The sequence below is a fragment of the Terrihabitans aquatilis genome (assembly GCF_052542005.1).
In genome coordinates this window covers 862,122-885,388 of record NZ_JBOCUO010000002.1, presented here as the reverse complement: position 1 = coordinate 885,388, position 23,267 = coordinate 862,122, and the positions used below count along the sequence as shown (strand labels likewise).

Below are 23,267 nucleotides of genomic sequence, written 5' to 3'. Positions count from 1 at the left end.
TCGAGGGAGGTGGCTCGGGTCGCGGCGAACATCGGTGTTCGACGAGTTGGAAACAACGCTACAGAATTGCTTTAGAACAGCAATGTTACCAAAAAGTCACGCCCCACGAACGGTTAAGGGCCGTTTTTCAGGCCGCCCGCCTCGGCACCAGTCGTTCGCTCGCCAGAGCCGCGTGAGCGCCGGAGACGCCGCTCTCTGTGTATTCGGCATCCTCATTGACCGCCCATAGATCGTAGACGCGCTCTCCTGCGAGGATGTTTCGCACAGCGAGCATCGCGGTCATCATCGCGTGGTCCTGGTTGTTGTAGCGGTGCATGCCGTTGCGCCCGACGAGATGAAGCGTCGGGTAAGAGGCTTCCAGATCTGTCCGGATCGCATGAACGTGATCGCGATAATGCTCATCATAGACGGGATAGGCCTTTGGCTGGCGTACGACGCAGGCATCCACGACATCGTCCGGCGAGATGAGGCCGATCTTGCCGATCTCAGCCTTGGCGAGATCGATCAATTCGGCGTCGGAGGCGGACCAGAGACCATCGCCCTCGAAGCAGAAATATTCGAGGCCGAGACAGGCATAACCGGGCTCGGGAATCATCTCGGGCGACCAGGAGCGGAAATTCTGGACGCGCCCGACCTTTACCGAGGGATCATGGATGTAAATCCAGTTGTCGGGGAAGAGATCCTTCTCTGCCCGGGCAATCAGAGCCACCGTCAGAAAGTCGCGATATCGGAGTTCGCGCGCGTGCAGCCGGCTGATCGGCGGCGGCGTCAATGACGCCGACAGTTCGGTGATGGGCGCCGAGGAGATGACGTTGCGGGCGGTAAAGGTCTCGACCTCCCCCGCAGCGCTTGTCGCGGTGATCATCCAAAGGCGGGTGTTGGCGTCCCAGTGCATGCTCTTGAGCGTGCGGTCCATGAGGATACGGCCCTTGCGCGCACGGACCTTCCGGGCCGCCGCCTCCCACATCATGCCGGGGCCGCGCCGGGGGTAACGGAAGCTGTCGATCAGGGTCTTGATCGTGGCCTGCCCGCGAGGCTTGATCCCCAGCGCGCCTTTGATGGCCGCCATCAGGTCAAATCCCTTGATGCGCTGAGCCGCCCAATCCGCCGAGATTTCGTCGCAGGACATGCCCCACACCTTCTCGGTGTAAGTGCGGAAGAAAATCGAAAACAGCTTTTCTCCGAAACCGTTGCGCACCCATTGATGGAAGGTGCGCGGATCGCGGATCGGGAATGCGCGCGCCCACAGATAGGACAGGACGCAGGCGGTGCTGCGCAAGATGCCGAGATTGAGCAGCGCCTCGACCGCCTTCAGCGGATAGGAATAATATTTGCCGCCGTAATAGATACGCGACAGGCGCGGCCGTTCGAGGAAGTCATCCGGAAGAATCTCGTTCCAGAGATCGACCACTTCCCGCGATTTTGAGAAAAAACGGTGCCCGCCGATGTCGAATAGAAAGTTCTTGTAGCAAACGGTGCGGCTGATACCGCCCACATACTGGGCGTCGCGCTCCAGAACGACGACGTCCCGGCCTTCCTTCGTCAGCAGGTAAGCGGCCGTCAATCCGGCCGGGCCGGCGCCGATGATGAGGGTTTCCACAGAACGGGCCATGAACCGCCGTTTCGTCGTGAGGTCGCCGCAGCGCCGAGGGAGAACTTCTGTGGGATCGAATGATCTCAGACAGATCAATTATGGCGGACAAAGCTTTCTGACCTGTAACCGGGAACAAAATTCCTTAACTCGACACGAACCCGGACCTGCCATCATGGCCTCCTGCCCTTCAGGAGCCCGCATGAACTGGTCGCCCGTACCGGACCTCGCCAGCAGCCGACGCACGCTGCTCGCCTCCGCATTGTGCGCGTGCCTGATAGGGCTGATCCTGCTGGGCCGCGCGCTTCCGGATCTCGCCGGGCCTGTCGGAGATACTGACGCGACGTTGCGCCTCGTCGTCGTACGCGCTCTTGCTCAGGGCGGCCATTGGTTCGACCTGCATATCGATCGCCTGCAGCCGCCGATCGGGCTGGATAGTCACTGGTCCCGTCTCGTCGACGCACCTCTCGTCGTACTCGATTGGATCTTCACCCCCTTTTTCGGTGAGAAAGGCGCTGAAAAGGCGATGTGGACCATCTGGCCGCTCGCGCTTTTGTTTCCACTCTGCATCGGCTGCATGCTCTGCGCGCGCACGCTTGGCGGCAGCGCGGCCATGCTGTTCTGCGCTTTCCCGCTTCTGACGACTCCCGCGCTGGCGCATTTCCGGGTTGGAGCGATCGACCATCACAACATCCAGATCGTACTGACGGCCCTGTCCCTGGCGGGAACGCTGAATGCGGGGGCGAGATGGGGAGCGCTGCTGGCCGGAGCGTGCACTGGGCTGCTACTCGCAATCGGCCTCGAGGCGCTGCCCTTCGCTGCGATCATGGGAGCGAGCATCGCACTCCGTATGATTTTCGGCGTCGATCACCCCGCGAGGGCCCGCGATTATGCAGCCGCTCTTGCGGTGACGATCACAGCCGCCTTTGTCGTTCAGACGCCGCCGGATCGCTGGACGCTCGCCTCTTGCGACATGCTGGCAGTGAACCTTCTGACGGGGCTCCTTGTCGTTTGTGTTGCCCTCGCGCTCGCCGGTTCTGTCCGCCATCAGGGACGCTGGGCCGGCCTTCTTGTGCTCGGCGTCGGCGCGGGTCTTGCGGGAGCGGCCTATCTCGCCCTCGACCCGCAATGCAGCACCGGGCCGTTCGGAGAAATGGATCCGGCGCTTCGCCCGATCTGGCTCGATCATGTGATCGAAGTCACACCCTTGCCCGATTTCTTCCGGTCTCGAACGATCGATGCAATCGTCCTGACGATGCCACTCGTTCTGGCAACACTGGCCATCGTGGCCATGCTGTCGCTCTATGATATCCGGCGGGATTCGCGCTGGTGGACGCTGGCGACGCTGCTGGCCGCAGCCGGGTTCACCAGCGTTGGCATGGTGCGCATGCTGCCTTATGCCGCCATCTTTGCCGCGATCATTCTGGCCGGCGCCCTCCCGCGCCTTCTTCCCCGAAAGGCCACGACAACCTTGATCGGCGTGTTGGCCATGTCGGCCATCCTGTCGCCGCACATCATCGCGCTCGCGCTGACGTCGGCCATCAAGCCGTTTCAGGAAAATCAAACCGAGAAGAAGGCAGACGGGAAAAATTGCCGGTCTGCCGCCGAGCTAGAGCCCCTCGCACGCCTGCCGGCGGGCCTTGTCCTTGCCGATATCGATCTCGGCCCAGCGATCCTAGCGCAGACACCGCATTCGGCGTTGGCGGCGCCTTATCATCGCATGAGCTACGGGTTGCGCCTCGCCCACGACCTCTGGTCGACGAAGCCGGCAAATGCCGCGACACAGCTTCGCCAAAACGGCGTCGGCTATGTCGTCCTGTGCTCGGGATTGAATTTGCCCATGCGGTTCCCGGAAGACGGTCTGCGACAGATTTTGTTGCGTGGCGAGACGCCGGATGGGCTGGGGATCGTGCCGTCAGACACGGGAACGCTGATCTGGCGGGTGCGCCAGGATATCAATCATCTCGAGAAAGATCGCGCTGCGGCTCAGCGCTCATGAACGCTTCGATCTCGCGCAGCATGAAGGCCTCTAGATCGCCGCCGGCCGCACTGCGAAGTTCGTCAGGATCGATACCGCGTGCCTGCGCATCCGCCGCGCAGGACAAAGCCAGAGCCGCCGCCTTGGTGCGATCCGAGACGTCGACGTTCTGTACCGTCCATCCCGTGAGGAACGTCGCGGCCGTCAAGGATGTCGTCATGGATGTTTGCCCCGCCCGAATCTCCGGATAGTCCTAACCCGGCTTCATCCTGCGGGAAACCTCAGCGCAGGCTTGCGGTCGATTCGATCTCGTCCGGAAGCGGCGGCAGACGCGCGGTGTCCGGGACATCCATCTGCGCCAGCATGGATGCCTGATTGACCGCGATCAGATCGTCGATGCTCGACGCTCCCTTCCGCGCTACCTGAACGAGGCGACCCGGATCTTCGCCCTTCTTGATCTTCTCGTAGAAGGCGTTGCCGCCTTCGATGGAGACGTAGCGCATGTTGTTGTAGCCGGGCTCGTAGCCGGCCGTGTGGAAGAACATGGCCTTGCCCACCTTCGGATGGCGGCGGCCCTTCAGCACCTGCTTCGCCACACGGTGGGCGCGCTCGGCGCTTTTCGGCTCCGTCATCGGCTTCGACAGGACGCCCGGGGCGAACTGGCGAGGCTGTCCTACCACGGTGCACACATCCTTGGAGAAGCGCCCGGATTCGGCGCGGTTCATGACCACCGTACCGACCGCAAGCATGCCGTCGTCGCTCGAGCGGTTCGACTCGAAATACATCGCCCGTGCCAGACATTCCTGCGAGCTGTGCCGCGAATGGGACACGACCTTGCCTTTGGTGGTCTGGCAACCGGAGACGACGAGACCGGCCGCCACGATCAGGACGGCACGGGCAATGAATGCCTGACGCGCTGGGGACATACGCACAACAACCCTGCACCGCGGCACCGCCGCAACAGGCACGATCTATCCAACACCAAGGTTTCCAGAATCTTTCCGGCGATCGAAAATGGCTGTTTCGTCGCGGCCGATGTGCGAAAAGAACCGCATGAGTTCGACCTCAAACCCCCGCATCGCCATCACTTTTTGCACGCAGTGCCAATGGCTTCTGCGCAGCGCCTGGATGGCTCAGGAATTGATCTCGACCTTCGGGCCGGATCTCGGCGAAGTGGCGCTGATCCCAGGGACGGGCGGCATCTTCGAGATCCGCTACGACGGCGACGTCATCTGGGATCGCAAGATCGACGGCGGTTTTCCGGATGCCAAGGCTCTGAAGCAGCGGGTCCGCGACCGGCTTGATCCGGAACGTGACCTCGGCCACACGGATCGCCAATCGCATTCCGTGTGAGGGCTATTCCTAGCCGGGGGCGGCTCTGCTGATGAGTGTGCGGGCGGCTGTGTCCAAGGCGAAGCCGATGACGCCGATGAGCAGGATCGTTGCCATCAGTTCCGGATAGGCGAGGCGGTCGCGCGTATCGAGGATGAAATAGCCGAGCCCCGCAGAGACGCCGAGCATTTCGCAGGGGACGAGGATGATCCAGGCGATGCCGATGGCCAGACGCGTGCCGGTGAGGACGTGGCCGAGAATGCCCGGGATGACGATGCGCGTCAGCGTCTCCCAGCGTGTGGCGGCGAGGCTGCGCGACAGCAGAAGCCATTGCGGATCGAGCGCGCGGACACCGGCCGCGGTACTGAGCATGATGGGCCAAACCGTTGCGAACGCGAGCAGAAAATAGATCGGCGCGTCGCCCACGCCGAACACCATGACGGCGACCGGCATCCACGACAAGGGCGAGATCATGCGCAGGAACTGGAAGCCCGGCGTGGTGGCCGCCTCGGCAATGCGCGATGTGCCGATAAGTATGCCGATGGGCACTCCGAGTGCCAATGCGAGCGCCAGTCCGACCAGCACACGGCGGAGACTGACCAAGATATGCACGGGAAGATCCGAGCCCTGCAGCAATCCGACGAGTGCCGGTAAGGCCGCCAATGGCGAAAACCGGGTAGCGAAGCTGTCGGGCTCGGCCAGCACATCGGTGCCGAGCCACCACAGGGCCAGCAGGCCGGCGAGACCGGCCAGACCGAGGAAGAGACGCAACGAGCCCGCGCGCAGACGCTTCGCGCGGCCGCGAGCGGGCCGCGCGGGAACACCCGCGGCGATGTCGGACCCTTCCTCGGTGATGACGCTCACGCCGAGATGATCTCCTGCCGGGTGAAGCCTTCCGGAAGCCCGAAGGCCTGGAGGCCGCCCGATGCCTCGATGGCCTTCTTCACGAAGCGGTCATCGACGAGATCCTTCGCCGCGAAGGCCGGGTCGAGCGCGTCGAGGAAGGCCCGGTCGCCCTCGATCATGGTGCCCTTCAGGCGGCGCACCAATTCCTCGGTGTAGCTCGGGAAGGGATAGGGCTGGAAGTCGATGCGCTTCTCGCGCCAGTCCGGATGGCGGATGGCGCCGGATTCGACATAGGCCGCCACATCGGCCTCCTCAGGCGCGAGAACCCGCTTCAGCACCTCGGCCGCGTGCGGCGTATAGCGGTTCGGATCGTCCTTGGAGAGGAGCTGCGCGGTCTCGGCGCGGTTGTCGCGAGTCCACAGCTGCGCCTTGACCATGGCGTTGACGACCTTCTGCGACCATTCCGGACGCTGCTCCAGGTCGTTCTCCTTCATGTAGACGACGCAGCAGGCATGGTCCTTCCAGACGTCGCCCGTGAAGCGCAGCACCTTGCCGACCTTCAGCGCCTCGCCGGCCGCATTGAACGGCTCGGCGACGATGTAGCCGGCGATCTGCTTGGCGGCCAGGGCCGGCACCATGTCGGACGGCGCCATGATGACGAGGTTGACCTCGTTGGCGGCAGGCGTGCCGGTCTTCTTCGAGACCGGCGTCAGGCCGTTCTCGCGCAAAAGGGTCTGGAGCACGACGTTGTGGATCGAGTACCAGAACGGGATGGCGACGTTCTTGCCGCCGAGATCAGACACCTTGTTGATCTCGGGCAGGACGCTGAGCCCCGAGCCCGCTGTGTGGTTCCACGCCACCACCTTGGCGGGCGCCTTGCTGCCATAGCGCGCCCACACCGTGATGGGCGACAGGAGATGAACGACATTGACCTGGCCGGCGAGGAAGGCCTCGACGATCTGCGACCAGGAGCGGAACAGGACCGGCTTCTCGGCCTTCAGTCCCTCGGCGTCGAAGAAGCCCTTGCCGTGGGCCACGAGAAGGGGCGTGGCGTCGGTGATCGGCAGATAGCCGATGCGGACCGGAGCGTCCGGTTCCTGGGCGCGGGCCTCGCCCGCCTTGATGAAGGGCAGCGCGCCGGCGGCCGTCAGCAGCGCCGACAGCTTGATGAGGTCGCGTCGGGAAAAGAAATCGTCGGTCGGCATGATGCTTTCTCCTCAGTGACGCGAACGCGCATTGCGCAGCGTGGACAGGATATCGATGCGCAGCTGCCCCAGTTCGGCGACCGCGTCATGGCGTGGCTTCGGCAGATCGATGCTCCACTGGCCGATCTCACGGCCCGGCGTGCCGCCAAGCAGGATCACGCGGTCGGAGACCAGAAGCGCCTCGTCGATGTCGTGGGTGACGAGGACCGCCGCCGTGCGGAGGTCCGCGACCACTTTGAGAAGGAGATCCTGCATCTCGGCGCGGGTGACTTCGTCGAGCGCGCCGAACGGCTCGTCCAGCAGCAGAACTTCCGGCTTGCGGGCGAGGCAGCGTGCAAGGGCGGCACGCTGGGCCATGCCACCGGACAATTCGGACGGTTTGCGGCGACGGGCGTGATCGAGCCCCACTTCCGCGATGGCCGTGTCGACGCGGCGCTGCCGCTCCTCGCGCGTGAGTTTGGGCTGACGGGCGAAATCGAGCCCGAAGGCGACGTTACGCTCCAGATCGAGCCAGGGCAGCAGTCCGGGATTCTGGAAGCTCATCGCAAGGCGCGGATGCACGCTCGACAGCTCGGCGCCGCCGACCCGAACCTTGCCGGCGGCCGGCGTTTGCAACCCGGCGAGGACGCGCAACAGGCTGGATTTGCCAACGCCGCTCGGCCCGAGCACGGCGACGACCTCACCCTCCGCGAGATCGAGGCTGAAATCCTGAAGCACGGGCGCGGCCTGCCCGTCATAGCGCAGCGACACATTGCGCGCTTCGAGGACGTGGCTTGCGCCCACATTCATCAGGCGGCGCTCCGTTGCTGGCGCAGGGCCGAGCGCAATTGGACGATGCTGGGTGTGATGATCGGAATGAAGGCCGCCTCGCGCCAACGCCGCGCGAAATCCCGCCCGGATGCGCTGAGATAAGCGCGACCGCCGGCGGCCTGGAGCTCAAGCTGCATGGCCTGGGCCACGATATCGGCCAGGGCAATGCGGATCTCGAACAGGGGGCGCGCATCCTTGACGAACGCCTGCGAACGAAGGCCCGAGATCAGACGCAATTGCGCGTCGTGCAGGCTCCGCCACAGCTCGACCAGGGGCTCGGTCAACACATCCCGGCCGCTGCCGGCCCGGGTATCCGCCTCTTTCAGCGCACGCCGGGCCAGACCGATCGACATGCCGCATTGCAGGCCGACGAAGGCCGGACGCGATCTCGGCAGCCATTCCCGCGCCTCGGCGGACAGGATGCGGTCGGCGCCGATGCGCACATTGTCGATGGAGACCGCCGCCGTGTTCGACGAGCGCATGCCCATGAGGGCCAGATCGTCCGAGCGGGTGAGCCCCTCGTCGTCGTGGGCAAGCGAGACCACCAGCACGCGGCCATCCTCATGATCGATTGCTGCGGCGACGTGGAAGGCTTCGGGCCGCAGATTGGTGACCCAGGGCAGCTTGCCGTTGACCACCAAATCCTCGTCGGCGGCGCCGGATGAGGAAATCTGCAGAGGCTCCAGCCCGCCGAGGAATTTCATGGCGTTCGAAAGGCCCGACGCCCCGGCCAGGCGCCCGCTGAGAAGATCCGGAAGAAGCCTTTCCCTCAACGCGGCATTGGGGCTTTCGAGCAGATATTGGATGTAGGTGCGCTGACCCCACAGCACGAACGCGGCGGCCAGCGAATGCTGCGCCAGTTCGGCGATGGCGGCGATGCCATCGATGATATCGCCACCTGCACCGCCGGACCCGACGGGAACGCCCGCCCCCGGCAGGCCCGCAGCCGCCAGGCGCGGCAGCACGGACGATGCGGGCTCCGCGCCGAGATCGATGGAATCCGCAGAACTGGCGATCCAATCGACAAAAGAGGGATCGAGAGCGGCCGGGTTCGAGATCGGCATGATGCTATTCGGCGGCTGCGCTTGCGGGATTTTGCCAGGCGAACGGCTGCAATTGCTCGTTGAGCGGCGGCTGGCCGAGATTGTTGGCGAAATTGCACAGGGTGGCTAGGCTGACGCCGAGAACCACTTCAAGCGCCGCACCATCGTCGAAACCCGCGCCCTTGAAGGCGGCGAGCTCGGCATCGGCGACCGCGCCACGGCTGGCGATGACCGCCTCGGTGAAGCGGGCCACGGCGTCGAGCCGGGCATCCTCGACCGGGGAGCGGCCGCGCAGGGCCTCGATGGTCTTGGACGGAAGCCCCGCCTTTTTGGTGGCGATGGCGGTGTGCCCGGCGACGCAGAAGCCGCAGCCATGCACGACGGCCGCGGTGATCTGGACGGCTTCACGCTCGGCCAGCGTCAGCGAGGCACGGCCATTGATGCCGCCGACCGTGAGATAGGTTTCGAGCGCCACGGGCGCGTTGGCGAGCACACGCAGCAGATTGGGCAGGAAGCCGTTGGCGGCTTCCGCCTTGGCGAGAAGGGGGCGGGCCTCTTCGGGCGCATCGTCGAGCGTGCGCAGCGGAAGACGTGACATGTCAAATCCTCTTTATCGAAGATCGGCTTAGCCGATCGATCTGCCTTTTGAACTAGCAAACTGCCCAAACGCTGTCCATGCAGCACGTGTGGTAGCGTCGAATTTAACGCTATGATTGTGTGTTTATGGGTGGCTTAGCCGCGCAATTCCGCGAACCACCCCAGCCGCCGCATCAGAAGCTTTTCGCCCTCCAGGAGAAGCATCAGCGCAAACCCCACGATGACGATGAGCACGCCATCCGCGAAGGTCAGCGGGACGCTGCCGAACAGCGTGTTCATGAACGGCGCATAGGTGAACAGGAGCTGCGCGACGACGACCACCGCGATGGCCGCGAGCACCGCCGGCGTGCCGAGCGCGCCGCGCCACGACAGCGAGCGCATGTGCAGATAGCGCACGTTGAACAGGTAGAAGATCTCGGCGACGATGAGGGCGTTGACCACCATGGTGCGCGCCGTTTCGATGCCGCGCCCCGAACCCAGCGCGTGGAAGAAGAAGCCCAGCGCGGTGGCGGCCATCAGCACCGAGACGAGGAAGACGCGCCACAGCAGGAACGGCGTCAGCAGCGGCGTGCCGGCCGGGCGCGGCGGGCGCGCCATGACGCCCGGCTCCGGCGGCTCGAAGGCCAGGACGAGGCCGAGCGTGACGGCGAGCACCAGATTGACCCACAGGATCTGCGTGGCCGTCATGGGCAGTTCGAAGCCGATGAGAATGGCCAGCACCACCGCCAGGGTCTCGCCGCCATTGGTGGGCAGCGTCCAGGAAATGACCTTGCGGATGTTGTCGTAGACGGTGCGGCCCTCGTGCACGGCGGCGACGATGGAGGCGAAATTGTCGTCGAGCAGCACCATTTCGGCGGCTTCCTTGGCCGCTTCCGTGCCCTTGTTGCCCATGGCGGTGCCGACATCGGCCTGCTTCAGGGAGGGCGCGTCGTTGACGCCGTCGCCCGTCATGGCGACGACCGCGCCGTCCGACTGAAGCGCACGCACGATGCGGAGCTTGTGCTCCGGGCTGGTGCGCGCGAACACGGACGCGCGGCGCACGAGGCCCGCGAGCTCGGCGTCGGACAGGCCTTCGAGATCGGCGCCCGTGACGGCCTGGGGATCGTCGGCCAGATCGAGCTGGCGCGCGATGGCCAGCGCCGTTGCCGCGTGATCGCCGGTGATCATCTTCACCGCGATGCCGGCCGACCGGCATTCGGCGATGGCGGCCACCGCCTCCTCGCGCGGGGGATCGATGAAGCCCATCAGGCCGAGGAATTCCACGCCGCTCGCGACATCGTCGAAGGAGATGTGCGCCTGCGGGCCCGGCAGGCGCTTGATGCCGAAGCCGAGCACACGCTCGCCCTCAGCCGCCGCCTCGGCGATACGGGCGTGCCAGGGGGCGGCGTCGGTGTCGGCCATTGCCAGCACCGCTTCGGGTGCGCCCTTGACGAAGACGACGTGCTCGCCCGCCGGGCCGCGATGCAGCGTGGCCATGTAGCGGTAGACGGCGTCGAACGGGATCTCGTCGAGGCGCTCCCATTCGCCGCGCAGATGGTCCGGATCGAGGCCGGTCTTCATGGCGAGCGCGATGAGAGCGCCCTCCATGGGATCGCCGTCGACGGCCCAATCGGCGTCGCGCTTTCGGAGCGCGGCGTTGTTGCAGAGCAGGCCGCAGGCGACGATGGAAGAGGCAGCCTTGATGGCGGCGGCATCGTCGTCGTGGTTCTCGACGGTGAGCGCGCCGTGGGGGACGTAGCCGGCGCCCTCGATGCGCAGATTGTGCCCTTCGATGAGGACGTGGCGCACCGTCATCTCGTTGCGGGTGAGCGTGCCGGTCTTGTCGGTGCAGATGACGGAGGTGGCGCCGAGCGTTTCCACGGCCGGCAGGCGGCGGACCACCGCGTTGCGGGCGGCCATGCGCTGCACGCCGATGGCGAGCGTGATGGTGATGACGGCCGGCAGGCCTTCGGGAATGAGGCCGACCGAGAGCGCGACGACCGAGATCAGCGCATCTACCCAGTCGAAGCCGCGCACCAGAACCGCGAAGGCGAACAGGACGACGGCGCCGGCGAGAACGAAGGCGGTGAAGCTGCGGGCGAAGCTGTTGATCTGGCGGATGAGCGGCGTCGCCAGCGTCTCGACCTCGTTCAGCATGGCGCTGATGCCGCCGATCTCGGTGTTCTGGCCGGTGGCGACGACGAGGCCGGTGCCCTGCCCCGCCGTGACCAGCGTGCCGGAGAAGGCCATGCAGGTGCGGTCACCCAGGGGGGCTTCGCGCGACACCTCGGCGATCTGCTTCTCGGCGGCGACGGATTCGCCGGTCAGCAGCGCCTCGTCGATCTTGAGGCTGCGGGCGTGGACGAGGCGCAGGTCTGCGGGGATGCGGTCCCCCGGTTCGAGCAGGACGATATCACCCGGGACAAGGCCGGCGACGTCGACGGCCAGCCGCTGGCCGCCCCGCAGAACCACGGCCTGGGGCGAGATGAGGTCCCGGATCGCGCCCAAAGCGCGCTCGGCCTTGCCCTCCTGGACGAAGCCGACAATGGCGTTGACGAGCACCACGATGAGGATGACGGCGGCGTCGATCGCATGGCCGAGCAGCATGGCGGCAAAGGCCGCCGCGATGAGGAAATAGATGAGCGCGCTGTTGAACTGCGCCAGGAAGCGCAGCAGCGGATGCACGCCGGGCGCGGCCGGCAGGCTGTTCGGCCCGTAACGTTCGAGGCGGTTGCGGACCTCGGTTTCCTCAAGACCCGTGCGCTGGCTGTCGAGCCGTTCGAGCGCCAGATCTCCGGTCATGCCATGCCAAGCGGTGTCGTCCGTCCGCACGCGGACCTCCTGAGCTGTGAGTGCTTACCCGGCGCAGGAAGCTAACGGAAAAGCGTGGAGCGGCAGACACTTTCTTGCGCAGCACGCGATCAATTTATCTTGGGGATTCTCCGATCTCCGAGAATTCCGGCCGGCCCCAGGGCCGGCCGGGCACGATCACACGGGTCTCATTTGCCGAGAGCCGCCCCGATGGTGGTCACATTGGCGCGCATCATGTCGACATAGGTGGATGCCGGGCCGGAGGCATCGGTCAGGGCATCGGAATAGAGCGTCCCGCCGGCCTTGGCGCCGGTCTCCTTCGCGATCTGCTCGATGAGGCGCGGATTGGTGATGTTCTCGACGAAGATCGCCGAGGCCTTGTCCTCGCGGACCTGCCGGATGAGAGCGGCGACATCCGCGGCCGAGGCCTCCGCCTCCGTGGACACGCCCTCCGGCGCCAGGAATTTCAGGCCGTATTCGCTCTGAAAATAGCCGAATGCGTCGTGCGAGGTGATGATCGTGCGCTTGCCCTCCGGGATGGCGGCGATACCGGCCCGGATTTCCGTGTCGAGCGCGTCGAGCTTGCCGTTATAGGCCTGCGCGTTGGCCTTGTAGGCGTCGCAGCCCGCGGCATCCGCCGAGCACAGGGCCTCGGCGATGTTGGCCACATAGATCTTCACGTTGGGAACGGACTGCCAAGCGTGCGGATCCTGATCGCCATGGTGATGATGGCCGTGCTCCTTCTCATGCGCATGGTCGTGGCCATCATGCTTGTCGTCATGAGCGTGTTTTTCGTCATGGGCGTGCGCGTCGCCGGAATGCCGATGGCCCTCCTCCCCCGCATGATCGTGGTGGTGGTGCTCGTCCTCCCCGCTTTTCAGCGCCTTCGCACCTTTCGACACCTCGACCAGCGGAGCCTTGGTGCCGCTCGCCTCGACGAGACGGGGAAGGAAGCCTTCGAAGCCGAGGCCGTTGACGAGGACGACATCGGCAGAGCGGATGGCCGCCGCATCGGCCGGCCGGGGCTCGTAGACATGGGCATCGCCGTTGGGGCCGACCAAAGTGGTGAGGGCGATGCGGTCGCCGCCGACATTCTTCGCCAGATCGCCGATGATGGAGAAGCTGGCCACGACCTTGACCGGCTCGGCCGCGCTGGCAGGCAATGAGACTGGGATGAATGTTATAACAGTCAGAGCCGTAGCAAGGCTGAAAGATCGAGACATGTGGAAACTCCTTCGAGGGGTTCAGGCGATCTGGACGGAGCGCTGGCGCAGGCGACTGCCGAAGAGGCCGCGCGTGCCGGCAAGGATGGACAGGATGTAGACGATGCCGGCCGACAGGATGATGGCCGGTCCGGACGGAAGCGCCAGATGATAGGACAGCAGAAGCCCGCTGACGCCCGACACCGCGCCGATGGCCACGGCCAGCGCGCACATGGGCTGGACCCGCACGGCCCAGAACCGGGCGGCGGCCGCCGGCAGCATCATGAGGCCGACCGCCAGCAACGTGCCCAGCGCCTGGAAGCCGCCCACAAGATTGAGGACGACGAGCCCGAGGAAGACGAAATGGACGGGCGTGCCGAGCCCCGACACCGAGCGCAGGAACAGCGGATCGAGGCATTCCGCCACGAGCGCGCGCCAGAAAAGGGTGAGCGCCGTGAGGGTGACGAGCGAGATGCCGCCGATCAGCATCAGGGCATCGTCGTTGAGCGCCAGCACCGAGCCGAACAGAACGTGCATGAGATCAACACTGGAGCCGCGCAACGACACCAGCATCACCCCCGAGGCGAGGGAGATGAGGTAGAAGGCCGCCAGCGACGCATCCTCCCTCTGGACCGTGAGGCGCGAGACGGCACCCGCCGCGAGCGCCACCGCCATGCCGACCACGAGGCCGCCGATCGTCATCGGCACGATTTCGAGGCCGTAGAGCAGGAAGCCCGCCGCGGCGCCGGGCAGGATGGCATGGGCCATGGCATCGCCTGTGAGGCTCATGCGGCGCAATGTGAGGAACACGCCCACCGGGCAGGCCGACACCGCCAGCAAAAGGCAGCCCAGCAAAGCGCGCTGCATGAAGGCGAACTCGACGAAGGGTTCGACCGCGAACTGGTAGACCGACATCAGGCCGCGCCCCGCAGCAGCCCGGCACCGGACCTGCTCCGTGCTTCATCGACCGGCATTTCGCGGACGTGCCGGAGACTGCCGGCGGCGAGCACATCCTGGGACGGGCCCCAGGCCAGCGCCCGGCCATCGAGGAACAACGCTTCCGGGAAATGCTCGCGCACGAGATCGAGATCGTGCACCACGACCATGATGGTGCGTCCCTCCGCGTGCCAATTCTTGATGAGCGCCAGAAGATCGCGGACGGTGCCGCTGTCGATGGCGTTGAACGGCTCGTCGAGCAGGATGAGATCGGCGTCCTGTACGAGGACGCGTGCGAACAATGCGCGCTGCAATTGCCCGCCCGACAAGGCATCGACAGGCTGTTCGGCCAGACCTGCGAGACCCACTGTTTTCAGGGCATCGGCCACGGCCGCCTTGTCCTGCGCGCGATGGAAGCCGAGCAGGCCGCGCTTCGGCCACAGACCCATCGATACGAGATCGACCACCCGCGCCGGAAAGGAGCGATCCAGCTCCGATTGCTGGGGCAGATAGGCCGTGCGCACGCCCGCCCGCACCGCGCACGCGCCGGCCATGGGCCGCAGCACGCCGGCGATGCCCTTCATCAGCGTGGACTTGCCCGACCCGTTGGCGCCCACCACGGCCGTGAGCGACCCCTTGCGCACCACGCCATCGAGACCGCGCAGGGCCGGCGCGCGGCCATAGCCCAGAGCAAGGTCTCGGAAGGTGATGCTGGCTGTTTCGGTGGAGGCCATGGGAATCCGGAACGGCACGCGGGTCTTGAGGGGTGCGCCTGCGTGATGTTATTACATGCGTTGAGATACGCAATACGCCCAAGGCAGCGGAGCCGGCAAGATGGTTGATCAAGGCTCGTTGACGAAAAACCAGACAATCGTGCTGGACGCCCTCGCCCACGCTGAAGGGCCGCTCGGGGCGTATGCCCTGCTGGACAGATTGCGCGACCAGGGCTTTCGCGCACCCCTGCAGGTCTACCGCGCGCTGGACAAGCTGATCGAGCTCGGTCTCGTTCACCGGCTCGAGAGCGTCAATTCCTTCGTGGCCTGCGCCCATTCCCACGACCACGGGACATGCCACGGCCCCATGGCCTTCGCCATATGCGACCGCTGCGGGCGGGTGGACGAATTCTCCGACCCCGTCGTGAACGAGCGCCTGCGGGATTATTCCAAGGGGCACAGCTTCAAGGCCGAGAAGACCATCATCGAGCTGCACGGCACCTGCGCCACCTGCCTGGCCGCCTGAACGGCGCAGCGGGCGGCGCCGTCAAAAAAAGGGCGGCCCTTCGGGAGCCGCCCTTTTGCGTCGAATGAGACCTCGAAGGATCATCCGGGAATGCGGCGGACGGCGCCCTTCGACGCCGAGGTGGTGAGCGCCGCATAGGCGCGCAGCGCGGTGGTGATCTTGCGCTTGCGCGGCTCGGCCGGAACCCAGCCGGCCGCGTCCTGCGCCTCGCGACGCTGGGCCAGCTCGGCGTCATCGACCGCAAGGTGGATGCGACGGTTCGGGATGTCGATCTCGATGCCGTCGCCCTCGCGCACAAGGCCGATCGTGCCGCCCTCGGCCGCTTCCGGCGAGACATGGCCGATGGACAGGCCCGAGGAGCCGCCCGAGAAGCGCCCGTCGGTGATGAGCGCGCAGAGCTTTCCGAGGCCCTTCGATTTCAGATAGCTCGTCGGATAGAGCATTTCCTGCATGCCCGGCCCGCCGCGCGGCCCCTCATAGCGGATGAGCACGATCTCGCCTGCGGAGACTCCGCCATTGAGGATGCCGTGGACTGCGGCATCCTGGCTCTCGAACACCTTGGCGGTGCCGGTGAATTTCAGGATCGATTCATCGACACCCGCCGTCTTCACGATGCAGCCGTCCTCGGCGAGGTTGCCGTAAAGCACCGCGAGGCCGCCATCCTTCGAGAAGGCGTGCTCCGCATTGCGGATGACGCCGTTTTCGCGATCGAGATCGAGGCTGTCGAAGCGGCGGTCCTGGCTGAAGGCGGTCTGGGTGGGGACGCCGCCGGGCGCGGCGCGGAAGAATTCGTCCACCGCCGAACTTTTCGTGCGCATCACGTCCCAGCGGTCGAGCGCCGCGCCGAGGTTTTCGGCGTGCACTGACTTTACGGACGTGTCGAGCAGGCCGGCGCGGTCGAGCTCGCCGAGAATGCCCATGATGCCGCCGGCATGATGGACGTCCTCGACATGGACGCCAGCCACCGCAGGAGCGACCTTGCAGAGCACGGGGACCCGGCGCGACAGACGGTCGATGTCCGCCATCGTGAAATCGACCTCGCCCTCCTGCGCGGCGGCGAGAAGGTGCAGCACCGTGTTGGTGGAGCCGCCCATGGAAATGTCGAGCGCCATGGCGTTCTGGAAGGCGGCGAAGGTGGCAATGGAGCGCGGCAGGATGGTGTCGTCGTCCTGCTCGTAATAGCGGCGCGCCAGATCGACGATGAGGTGGCCGGCCTCCACGAACAGGCGCTTGCGGTCTGCGTGGGTGGCGAGCGTCGAACCGTTGCCGGGCAGCGCAAGGCCAAGCGCTTCGGTCAGGCAGTTCATGGAATTGGCGGTGAACATGCCCGAGCACGAGCCGCAGGTGGGGCAGGCCGAGCGCTCGATGACGGCGACGTCCTCGTCGGAGATGCGGTCATCGGCGGCAGCCACCATGGCGTCGACGAGATCGAGCTTCTTCTCGGTCTGGTCGGGCCACACCACCTTGCCGGCCTCCATCGGCCCACCCGAGACGAAGACGACGGGGATGTTGAGGCGCATCGCGGCCATCAGCATTCCGGGCGTGATCTTGTCGCAATTGGAGATGCAAACCATGGCGTCGGCGCAATGGGCGTTGACCATGTATTCGACGCTGTCGGCGATGAGTTCGCGCGAGGGCAGCGAATAGAGCATGCCGTCATGGCCCATCGCGATGCCGTCATCGACCGCGATGGTGTTGAATTCCTTGGCGACGCCGCCGGCCTGCTCGATCTCGCGGGCCACGAGCTGGCCGAGATCCTTCAGGTGCACATGGCCGGGCACGAACTGGGTGAAGGAATTCACCACCGCGATGATGGGCTTGCCGAAATCGCCGTCCTTCATGCCGGTGGCGCGCCAGAGACCGCGGGCTCCGGCCATGTTGCGGCCATGGGTGGTGGTGCGGGAACGGTAAGCGGGCATGACAGGGTCCTGTAGGCGCATCGAGGCGCGAAGATCGGCTGGGCGGGCCACTCAAACGCCTTTCCAGATTTAGAATCAACCGAGAATCGACCGCACCGACCCACGCGCCGCACGCCGGCTCCGGTCCAAAATCGCCGCCTTCGCCATTAAACCAGTGATTGCCCGATCCCCGCTCCTCGGTTAAGACAAGGCACGATCACGGCATCGGCACCCATAGCTCAGCTGGATAGAGCGTTGCCCTCCGAAGGCAAAGGTCTCAGGTTCGAATCCTGATGGGTGCGCCATTTTCCGCCGATTTCATCCTGCCAATACGCTTTCATCGCTAAACGCGCCTCTTTGCATTGGTGAGGGCAATCCTGTGCGCGGCAACTTACAAAGTAAGCGTTGTTATATCGCGCCAGAAATCAAATCTCCTGCGAAAGCTCTAATCTAACCAAGTAAAATCGATCCCAGGCGGAATCTCCGATCAATCTGATCCGGGCTGGCATTCAACTTCCTTCCCCTCTCGAATCGTGTATCGACCAAGCTTTTCGTGATCCTGCGCGTCCTAGCTTGCGTGATCCCGGAGGGAATTTGATGCGAGAACGATTGAGCCGGCCCCTTGTCGCCCTGATCCTGGGCATTGTTCCGTTCTTTCTGTTCGTCGGCTCGACCAATGTCGTGACGGTCAATGGCGTGCGAGTGCGGGACGACAGTTTCAATGTGCTCGGCCTGGTTCTGGCCGGGATCGGGCTCGTTATCACGATCAAAGCATTGCTGCCCAAGAACGGTGGCCGGGACGCGGTTCGGCAGGGACTGGCGGCGCTTGCGTTGGCGATCTGCGCTTTTCAAATCGCGGTTTCCGGCGGCGTGGTGTCAAAGCGCGATCTGATGGCCGCGGTCTGGCCGGACAGCACGCTTCCCGCTCTGGAGTTCCACGGTCTCGAAGACGGCAACCGCAAGATTGCGGACGGCATTCTGGCAAAGAACGAGCCTGGACAGACCATCCGGCAGATCATTGGATACAAGGTGAGCGCCGCCGCCGATGCGAACCGCCATGTGACCTATGCCGAGGTTTGCCATTCCGGCCGCTCACGTCTCGACATGAACTCGATCGAGGCTCTGCCCGACTTCCTGGACGAAAACGCGCGGGCCGAAATCTCCCGCCGCGTCGAGGCCGACCGCCGCGCCCCGCCGTCGCCCGAATCGTGCAACGAGAAGCAGGCCGTCTATTACATGGGCGAACTGGTCGACCGGGCCAAACGCGCCAACGCGATGGCCGACATGCTGATCCAGGGCTATCCCGCGCAGATCGCCGGGAACTAAGGCCCCTCTCAGGGCACCCGCTTCACGACCACCCGTGTTTCCAGAACGGATTCGGCGAAGGCGATGACCGCCTTCTCGTCCACGTGGCCAACCACGTGGATATGCACCGTGCCGTCCTTCGCCACCTCGATCCGGCGGCCCTGCGGGATGCCGGCTTCCAGCCGCTTTATGTTTTGCTGGAGGCGGCGGATGACGATGGCGTCGGGGCCCGGGGCGGGCCTCTCGGCTTTCTTCCGGGGCGGACGCCGCCTTTCCGCGTTCTGATGATCCTGCAGCCGGTTCGACAATTGCTGATCGAGGTGAATGTCGAGATTGTTGTATTGGCTCGAGGCGGGGTTGGCCCCGCACAGGAGCGGAAGCAGGAGAACGGGAAGCGCCTTCAGCGGCTTCATGCAGCCGCCTCCGTCATTTCGGCAGCTTGACGGGCGGCGCCTCGAACCCGGCGAGCGCGTTGATGGTTTTAGACCGCCAGGTCTGCAAGCCCTGAAGCAGGGTCTTGGCATCCGCTTCGCCGTAGGCACGGCGGCTGATGGCATAAAGCGCCACGCCGTCGCGTCCCTTGAGCGGCACGTAGCGATAGGCGTTCCACTCGACGATGACCGGATTGGCCTTCAGATCACTGATCACGAAGTCGAGGAGGACTTCGCCGGTCCTGTCGTTCCGGACCACGTCATAATTGACCACGGGATCCGAGCCCTTGCGCCCGTTCAGTGTGGCGATCTGCGAACTCGCCGCATCGACGGGACGGATCTTCTGCGCAACAGCCTCGATCAGGAACATATCGGTATAGGTTTTGACCGATTGCCCGGCCGGCACATATTCCTGCTTGAAATAGGCCGGCGACGGCTGCGCCGACCAGGCCAGAGCATAGGCCTTGCTGTCGAAGGAGACAGGCCCCGGAACGCCCAGCCGATCGGTCGCGGACTGGGCCAGAACGGGTGTCGCGAACAGCATGAATGCCGCAGCGGCGATCAGGCGTCCCGTGCGTGAAACCATGATTATGTCCTCCCCTCGATTGTTGGCTCAAGGCCGGCTAGGCCCGAATTGGTAGGTCCGAATTAGACTGTCTATGGTTGCGATGCCTGCAGGCGTGACCGGACGTCGTCGCGCGATGTAGCGCCCTGGATCCGGCGCGACATCTCGATCGAACGCTGATAGCGGCCATTGTCGCGTACGAACACATCCCAGCGCTGGTTCCAGCCCATGCCGGAGCGCAGCACCAGCAGGTCCCCACCGTCGGGACCGGTCTCGCGGAAGGCGTCGAACAGCGAGATGCGCTCGCTGCGATCCTTGACGCTGATGTCGACCCGTTCTTCCCGGCCGCCGTCGAGCAGCAGCGTTTCCGCCGCTTCGGGCATGTTGCGCACGCCGAGTTCCAGGCCGTCGAAATCGTAGCGCTCCAGGGGGACGGCCTCGGCGGCCGGAGCGCGTGCCATGGGCGCGCGCATTGCTGTGCGCGCGCGCTCCGCGGGCGCAGATTCGTCACGCGGTGCAGGTGCCGTCGGAGGCGGGGGAGCCATAGCGTCCGGGCGGGATTCGGCCATCGGCACCGAGGGCGCCGGTTTCTCGTCAGCCGGAAACCCGGTGGGATCGGTCAGGATGTTCGGCACGATAAACACGGCCGCGACCGCGGCCATCGCACCGGCGGCGACGGGCATGGCCCAGCGGCTCGGACGCGCGAGCCATTCCCGAAGCCTTTGCAGGGAGGTCGGTGCCGGCGTTTCCCGTCCGTGCTTTCGTATCTCTCGGGCGAACAATTCCGTGCTGGCCTCAATGGCCGCATGCATGCGCGCCGGATCGGGCTCGGGGATGTCCTGGCGGGGAAGGCGCGCCAGCGGATCGTCTTCGGGGCGGCTCATAGCATCCCCCTCAGCGCCTTGCGGGCATTGTGGATGTGCCAGGAAACGGTCACCTCCTTGCACTGCATGATCCGCGCGGCCTCCGAATGACTCATCTCCTCACCGTAAACGAGCAGCACCGCATCGCGTTGCTTCTCCGGCAATTCGCGGACGCGCCGCCAGATGTCAGCCACGCGCAAAGCGTCTTCCTGATCGCCGGCCGTGTCCTCACTCGCCATGGACGCGATCTCCGCAACCTGGCGCTTGGCCCGGATCTGGCTGCGCTGCAGATCGCGCACCGCGTTGAGCGTGACCCTGTAAAGCCAGCTGGTGAAACCGGCCCGCCCGTCGAAGGAGGAAAGAACGTTCGCAAGGCGCATGCAGATCGTCTGCGTCACGTCTTCCGCGTCGGCCCGGTTTCCAAGCCAGCGAAAGGCCGTCTTGTAGATGAAGCGGTAATGCAGGGTGACGAGACGCTCGAACGCCGCGACGTCGCCGGCCTGCGCCCGACGGACGAGGGAAGTACTGTCGTCCTCGTCCGATGATCTTTCCGCTGCAATCCGTTGCACGCCGCCTTCACCCCCCGCTGCGCCCAGAAGCTTGCCTGATCTTTAGCGGATCGGACGAAGCGGAGTCTAATCCCTTCAATGACTTGGACGCGGGGCTCCGCAGACGCGATGGCCTGCGTCATCATTTCTTGTCCAGCCAATAGGCTTGCCCACGAACGATGACGGTGTCGGGCGAGGATTTGTCTGCGCTCTCGGGCACGGCGAAGAAATGGCGCTCGGTTTCGCCGTCGCGCTCCACGACGAGTGCGTAATCCTCGAAGCGGTAGCGGGCCGTGACATCCTTCGCATCACGGCCGTTGACGATGATGTAGCTGGTGGCGAAATTGCCTGCGACGAAACCGCTGCGGTGATAGACGAGCGTGCCGTCGGCGGCGAAGGTGTAGCGGCGGTCCTGCCGCCGCCCGCCCATGCCGACATGCAGATAATAATAGGAGGCCTGCAGGGCTTTGAGCCGCATCGGGCGCAGGCTCTGGGCCTTTTCGATCTCGATCGTCTCGCCCTTGTTGTTGCCGCCGCTGCCCGTGAGCGTCACCTTTCCCCGGCGTTCGCTCCAGGTGAACCAGCGCTCGGGCTCACGTGTTTTCGAGCGCTCCACCGCCAGATCGGTGAAGGGGAAGCTCCATTCGTGCCGGTACGCCGTTCCGTCGCGCAGCAGCACGTAGATGTTCTCCTCGCGATCAATGTAGCCGTTGCCGAAACCGTCCAGCCGGTTGTCGAAGCTGGATTCGTAAAGCACGCGATCGACCTGCCGCAGCGCGATGCCCGCGTTCGGCCCGGCATAGGCCTCGTTCTCCTCGAGCGGACGCGGCATCAGTCCGGCCGTGTCGTCTTCCTCGACAAAGGGGCGACCGGCCTCCTCCACGGTGAAGATGCCGCATTTTTCGAGCTTCAGCTTGCCGCCGGTGTGGAGGTCGAGCACGGAGCGCGGACGGCCGACCAAAACCCGATCCTCGCCTTGGGCCTCGGCCATCCGAGTCTGGTGAAAATCGTTGACGAAGCTGTCGCATTCCACCTTGAAGGCGGATTGGTAATCGCCGCGCCATTCGCGCAGCTCGTCCTCGGCGGTGACGCGGCCGAACAGGACCTGCATGCCATCGGCGACGAGCCAGTTCCGGGCGTGCTCGTCGCGGGCGCGGCTGAGATCGGACATGCGGCGGCCGCCTTCCTTGCTGCCGATTTCGGCCATCTTGGCTTCCAGCCGGGCGGACAAAGCCGCCAACCGCAGGATCTTCGTGTTGTCGAGGGACTTCTCGCCGGGAACGATTTCGGGCGCCGGGGGAATGTCGACGCCGAGCCGGGACGACAGGCGTATCAGGCGCGAGACCTGCGTTCCGACCGAGAGCTGCCTGTTGGCCTTGAAGAAGGCCTGCAGATCCTCGCAATGTGCGGGATTCGCGGCGATTTCCTGCGCGATCACGCCGGACAGATTCTGGCGCTGGGGCCCGACCTGCGCCGCGATTTCGGGCAGCCTTGCCTGAAGGCCCTGCATCAGCCGGTCATAGCCAGATCGATTATTGCCGTGCGACCAGCCGGCGAGAACATCGCGCCGGGTTGCGGCGTTGGCGGGATCGCGCCGGTTGCAGTGCTCGACATAAAGCTCCGTGGCGGCGAAGGCCCCGACCAATTTGCCGAGCCCCTCGGAAAACTCCGCGGCGTCGTTGGCGCGCGCGGGAACGGACAGCCCGCAAACGAGAGCGAGCACCGCAAGGGGCCGTCTCATGTGCAGCTCCCCCTGATGCGATCGACGCGCAGGACCTTGCCGTCCCATGCGCCCTCGATTTCGAGGCAGGCCATGTCGTCCCACGCCGTGCGCAACCGGGCCGCATCTTCCGGGCTGGCCGCGAGGGAGGGCAATTCGCCGCCGCTCCACATGGGCCGCAAGGGATCGCGCGCCTTGTCGTCGACGTCGACGATGCCGCGCCAGGGACAAGGGGCGGACGCGCAATTGATGCCGGTCTTGCCGATGGCGAGACGCGAACTGGCGGGCACGTGCTGCGCGAAAGCGAGTGGGCCGCCGAAGATTGCGACGACCATCAGCAGCGGGATCGTGGGGCGCATGCCCGCACT

General features: G+C 65.2%; 23 protein-coding genes and 1 tRNA gene. 5 read left to right on the top strand and 19 right to left on the bottom strand.

Annotated features, from left to right (window positions below; genetic code table 11):
- Positions 1–127 precede the first annotated feature (127 nt).
- Entirely contained in the window at positions 128–1,612 is a 1,485-nt protein-coding gene (locus ACQ6S1_RS10345) for an NAD(P)/FAD-dependent oxidoreductase (protein WP_445041096.1), read from the bottom strand.
- Between the two features lie 181 nt (positions 1,613–1,793).
- Between ACQ6S1_RS10345 and ACQ6S1_RS10340 the strand changes: the two genes are divergently transcribed.
- Positions 1,794–3,590 carry a hypothetical protein gene (locus ACQ6S1_RS10340; RefSeq protein WP_445041095.1) on the top strand — a complete coding sequence of 599 codons (1,797 nt, stop codon included), beginning with the start codon at positions 1,794–1,796 and terminating at the stop codon, positions 3,588–3,590.
- Here ACQ6S1_RS10340 and ACQ6S1_RS10335 read toward each other — a convergent pair.
- On the bottom strand, positions 3,547–3,789 hold the full coding sequence (locus tag ACQ6S1_RS10335) for a hypothetical protein (RefSeq protein WP_445041094.1): 243 nt from the start codon (positions 3,787–3,789) through the stop codon (positions 3,547–3,549). The two genes, ACQ6S1_RS10340 and ACQ6S1_RS10335, sit on opposite strands and share 44 nt — an antisense overlap.
- A gap of 61 nt (positions 3,790–3,850) precedes the next feature.
- A complete protein-coding gene (locus ACQ6S1_RS10330; RefSeq protein WP_445041093.1) occupies positions 3,851–4,495 on the bottom strand; it encodes a cell wall hydrolase in 645 nt (214 codons plus the stop codon).
- A gap of 127 nt (positions 4,496–4,622) precedes the next feature.
- Here ACQ6S1_RS10330 and ACQ6S1_RS10325 point away from each other — a divergent pair, with 127 nt between their 5' ends.
- On the top strand, positions 4,623–4,922 hold the full coding sequence (locus tag ACQ6S1_RS10325) for an Rdx family protein (RefSeq protein ID WP_445041092.1): 300 nt from the start codon (positions 4,623–4,625) through the stop codon (positions 4,920–4,922).
- Between the two features lie 9 nt (positions 4,923–4,931).
- Here ACQ6S1_RS10325 and ACQ6S1_RS10320 read toward each other — a convergent pair whose 3' ends face one another.
- From ACQ6S1_RS10320 to aztA, 9 genes are all read right to left on the bottom strand, one after another.
- Positions 4,932–5,765, bottom strand: coding sequence for an ABC transporter permease (locus tag ACQ6S1_RS10320; protein WP_445041091.1), 834 nt, complete (start codon positions 5,763–5,765; stop codon positions 4,932–4,934).
- A complete protein-coding gene (locus ACQ6S1_RS10315; protein WP_445041090.1) occupies positions 5,762–6,952 on the bottom strand; it encodes an ABC transporter substrate-binding protein in 1,191 nt (396 codons plus the stop codon). The genes ACQ6S1_RS10320 and ACQ6S1_RS10315 overlap by 4 nt, the downstream gene beginning before the upstream one ends.
- Positions 6,953–6,964: 12 nt before the next feature.
- Positions 6,965–7,741 (bottom strand): ABC transporter ATP-binding protein, encoded by a 777-nt coding sequence (locus tag ACQ6S1_RS10310; protein WP_445041089.1) that lies wholly within the window; start codon positions 7,739–7,741, stop codon positions 6,965–6,967.
- The gene (locus tag ACQ6S1_RS10305; RefSeq protein WP_445041088.1) at positions 7,741–8,826 is read right to left on the bottom strand and encodes an acyl-CoA dehydrogenase family protein; all 1,086 of its coding nucleotides are present in this window, start codon (positions 8,824–8,826) and stop codon (positions 7,741–7,743) included. Before ACQ6S1_RS10305 ends, ACQ6S1_RS10310 begins: the two co-directional genes overlap by 1 nt.
- A 4-nt stretch (positions 8,827–8,830) precedes the next feature.
- Positions 8,831–9,403, bottom strand: a complete 573-nt coding sequence (locus ACQ6S1_RS10300) for a carboxymuconolactone decarboxylase family protein (RefSeq protein WP_445041087.1) — start codon at positions 9,401–9,403, stop codon at positions 8,831–8,833.
- Positions 9,404–9,537: 134 nt separating this feature from the next.
- Complete coding sequence (locus tag ACQ6S1_RS10295; protein ID WP_445041264.1) at positions 9,538–12,183, bottom strand: cation-transporting P-type ATPase; 2,646 nt, start codon at positions 12,181–12,183, stop codon at positions 9,538–9,540.
- 197 nt (positions 12,184–12,380) lie between these two features.
- Complete coding sequence (aztC, locus tag ACQ6S1_RS10290) at positions 12,381–13,415, bottom strand: zinc ABC transporter substrate-binding protein AztC (protein ID WP_445041086.1); 1,035 nt, start codon at positions 13,413–13,415, stop codon at positions 12,381–12,383.
- 21 nt (positions 13,416–13,436) lie between these two features.
- Positions 13,437–14,309 carry a zinc ABC transporter permease AztB gene (gene aztB, locus ACQ6S1_RS10285; protein ID WP_445041085.1) on the bottom strand — a complete coding sequence of 291 codons (873 nt, stop codon included), beginning with the start codon at positions 14,307–14,309 and terminating at the stop codon, positions 13,437–13,439.
- Positions 14,309–15,064 carry a zinc ABC transporter ATP-binding protein AztA gene (gene aztA / locus ACQ6S1_RS10280; protein ID WP_445041084.1) on the bottom strand — a complete coding sequence of 252 codons (756 nt, stop codon included), beginning with the start codon at positions 15,062–15,064 and terminating at the stop codon, positions 14,309–14,311. Before aztA ends, aztB begins: the two co-directional genes overlap by 1 nt.
- A gap of 100 nt (positions 15,065–15,164) precedes the next feature.
- On the opposite strand from aztA, the gene ACQ6S1_RS10275 reads away from it, so the two are divergent.
- The gene (locus ACQ6S1_RS10275; protein WP_445041083.1) at positions 15,165–15,569 is read left to right on the top strand and encodes a Fur family transcriptional regulator; all 405 of its coding nucleotides are present in this window, start codon (positions 15,165–15,167) and stop codon (positions 15,567–15,569) included.
- 80 nt (positions 15,570–15,649) lie between these two features.
- On the opposite strand, the gene ilvD is transcribed toward ACQ6S1_RS10275, so the two are convergent.
- Positions 15,650–17,488 carry a dihydroxy-acid dehydratase gene (gene ilvD / locus ACQ6S1_RS10270; protein WP_445041082.1) on the bottom strand — a complete coding sequence of 613 codons (1,839 nt, stop codon included), beginning with the start codon at positions 17,486–17,488 and terminating at the stop codon, positions 15,650–15,652.
- Positions 17,489–17,695: 207 nt separating this feature from the next.
- Between ilvD and ACQ6S1_RS10265 the strand changes: the two genes are divergently transcribed.
- Both ACQ6S1_RS10265 and ACQ6S1_RS10260 read left to right on the top strand, forming a co-directional pair.
- A tRNA-Arg gene (locus ACQ6S1_RS10265) sits at positions 17,696–17,772 on the top strand.
- A gap of 304 nt (positions 17,773–18,076) precedes the next feature.
- Positions 18,077–18,793 carry a hypothetical protein gene (locus ACQ6S1_RS10260; protein ID WP_445041081.1) on the top strand — a complete coding sequence of 239 codons (717 nt, stop codon included), beginning with the start codon at positions 18,077–18,079 and terminating at the stop codon, positions 18,791–18,793.
- Positions 18,794–18,801: 8 nt separating this feature from the next.
- Here the strand turns inward: ACQ6S1_RS10260 and ACQ6S1_RS10255 are convergent, their stop codons facing one another.
- From ACQ6S1_RS10255 to ACQ6S1_RS10230, 6 genes are all read right to left on the bottom strand, one after another.
- Positions 18,802–19,185, bottom strand: coding sequence for a hypothetical protein (locus tag ACQ6S1_RS10255; protein WP_445041080.1), 384 nt, complete (start codon positions 19,183–19,185; stop codon positions 18,802–18,804).
- A 13-nt stretch (positions 19,186–19,198) separates the two neighbouring features.
- The gene (locus ACQ6S1_RS10250; RefSeq protein WP_445041079.1) at positions 19,199–19,789 is read right to left on the bottom strand and encodes an HI_0983 family protein; all 591 of its coding nucleotides are present in this window, start codon (positions 19,787–19,789) and stop codon (positions 19,199–19,201) included.
- Between the two features lie 71 nt (positions 19,790–19,860).
- A complete protein-coding gene (locus ACQ6S1_RS10245) occupies positions 19,861–20,652 on the bottom strand; it encodes a hypothetical protein (protein ID WP_445041078.1) in 792 nt (263 codons plus the stop codon).
- The gene (locus ACQ6S1_RS10240; RefSeq protein WP_445041077.1) at positions 20,649–21,200 is read right to left on the bottom strand and encodes an RNA polymerase sigma factor; all 552 of its coding nucleotides are present in this window, start codon (positions 21,198–21,200) and stop codon (positions 20,649–20,651) included. Before ACQ6S1_RS10240 ends, ACQ6S1_RS10245 begins: the two co-directional genes overlap by 4 nt.
- Before the next feature lie 121 nt (positions 21,201–21,321).
- Positions 21,322–22,920, bottom strand: coding sequence for a hypothetical protein (locus ACQ6S1_RS10235; RefSeq protein ID WP_445041076.1), 1,599 nt, complete (start codon positions 22,918–22,920; stop codon positions 21,322–21,324).
- Positions 22,917–23,258, bottom strand: coding sequence for a hypothetical protein (locus tag ACQ6S1_RS10230; RefSeq protein ID WP_445041075.1), 342 nt, complete (start codon positions 23,256–23,258; stop codon positions 22,917–22,919). The genes ACQ6S1_RS10235 and ACQ6S1_RS10230 overlap by 4 nt, the downstream gene beginning before the upstream one ends.
- Positions 23,259–23,267: the final 9 nt, after the last annotated feature.

Bases quoted from the DNA above. Each gene is read 5' to 3' on its own strand.
- ACQ6S1_RS10345 (WP_445041096.1), bottom strand. From the start codon at position 1,612: ATGGCCCGTTCTGTGGAAACCCTCATCATCGGCGCCGGCCCGGCCGGA.
- ACQ6S1_RS10340 (WP_445041095.1), top strand. From the start codon at position 1,794: ATGAACTGGTCGCCCGTACCGGACCTCGCCAGCAGCCGACGCACGCTG.
- ACQ6S1_RS10335 (WP_445041094.1), bottom strand. From the start codon at position 3,789: ATGACGACATCCTTGACGGCCGCGACGTTCCTCACGGGATGGACGGTA.
- ACQ6S1_RS10330 (WP_445041093.1), bottom strand. From the start codon at position 4,495: ATGTCCCCAGCGCGTCAGGCATTCATTGCCCGTGCCGTCCTGATCGTG.
- ACQ6S1_RS10325 (WP_445041092.1), top strand. From the start codon at position 4,623: ATGAGTTCGACCTCAAACCCCCGCATCGCCATCACTTTTTGCACGCAG.
- ACQ6S1_RS10315 (WP_445041090.1), bottom strand. From the start codon at position 6,952: ATGCCGACCGACGATTTCTTTTCCCGACGCGACCTCATCAAGCTGTCG.
- ACQ6S1_RS10310 (WP_445041089.1), bottom strand. From the start codon at position 7,741: ATGAATGTGGGCGCAAGCCACGTCCTCGAAGCGCGCAATGTGTCGCTG.
- ACQ6S1_RS10305 (WP_445041088.1), bottom strand. From the start codon at position 8,826: ATGCCGATCTCGAACCCGGCCGCTCTCGATCCCTCTTTTGTCGATTGG.
- ACQ6S1_RS10300 (WP_445041087.1), bottom strand. From the start codon at position 9,403: ATGTCACGTCTTCCGCTGCGCACGCTCGACGATGCGCCCGAAGAGGCC.
- ACQ6S1_RS10295 (WP_445041264.1), bottom strand. From the start codon at position 12,183: ATGACCGGAGATCTGGCGCTCGAACGGCTCGACAGCCAGCGCACGGGT.
- aztC (WP_445041086.1), bottom strand. From the start codon at position 13,415: ATGTCTCGATCTTTCAGCCTTGCTACGGCTCTGACTGTTATAACATTC.
- aztB (WP_445041085.1), bottom strand. From the start codon at position 14,309: ATGTCGGTCTACCAGTTCGCGGTCGAACCCTTCGTCGAGTTCGCCTTC.
- aztA (WP_445041084.1), bottom strand. From the start codon at position 15,064: ATGGCCTCCACCGAAACAGCCAGCATCACCTTCCGAGACCTTGCTCTG.
- ACQ6S1_RS10275 (WP_445041083.1), top strand. From the start codon at position 15,165: ATGGTTGATCAAGGCTCGTTGACGAAAAACCAGACAATCGTGCTGGAC.
- ilvD (WP_445041082.1), bottom strand. From the start codon at position 17,488: ATGCCCGCTTACCGTTCCCGCACCACCACCCATGGCCGCAACATGGCC.
- ACQ6S1_RS10255 (WP_445041080.1), bottom strand. From the start codon at position 19,185: ATGAAGCCGCTGAAGGCGCTTCCCGTTCTCCTGCTTCCGCTCCTGTGC.
- ACQ6S1_RS10250 (WP_445041079.1), bottom strand. From the start codon at position 19,789: ATGGTTTCACGCACGGGACGCCTGATCGCCGCTGCGGCATTCATGCTG.
- ACQ6S1_RS10245 (WP_445041078.1), bottom strand. From the start codon at position 20,652: ATGAGCCGCCCCGAAGACGATCCGCTGGCGCGCCTTCCCCGCCAGGAC.
- ACQ6S1_RS10235 (WP_445041076.1), bottom strand. From the start codon at position 22,920: ATGAGACGGCCCCTTGCGGTGCTCGCTCTCGTTTGCGGGCTGTCCGTT.
- ACQ6S1_RS10230 (WP_445041075.1), bottom strand. From the start codon at position 23,258: ATGCGCCCCACGATCCCGCTGCTGATGGTCGTCGCAATCTTCGGCGGC.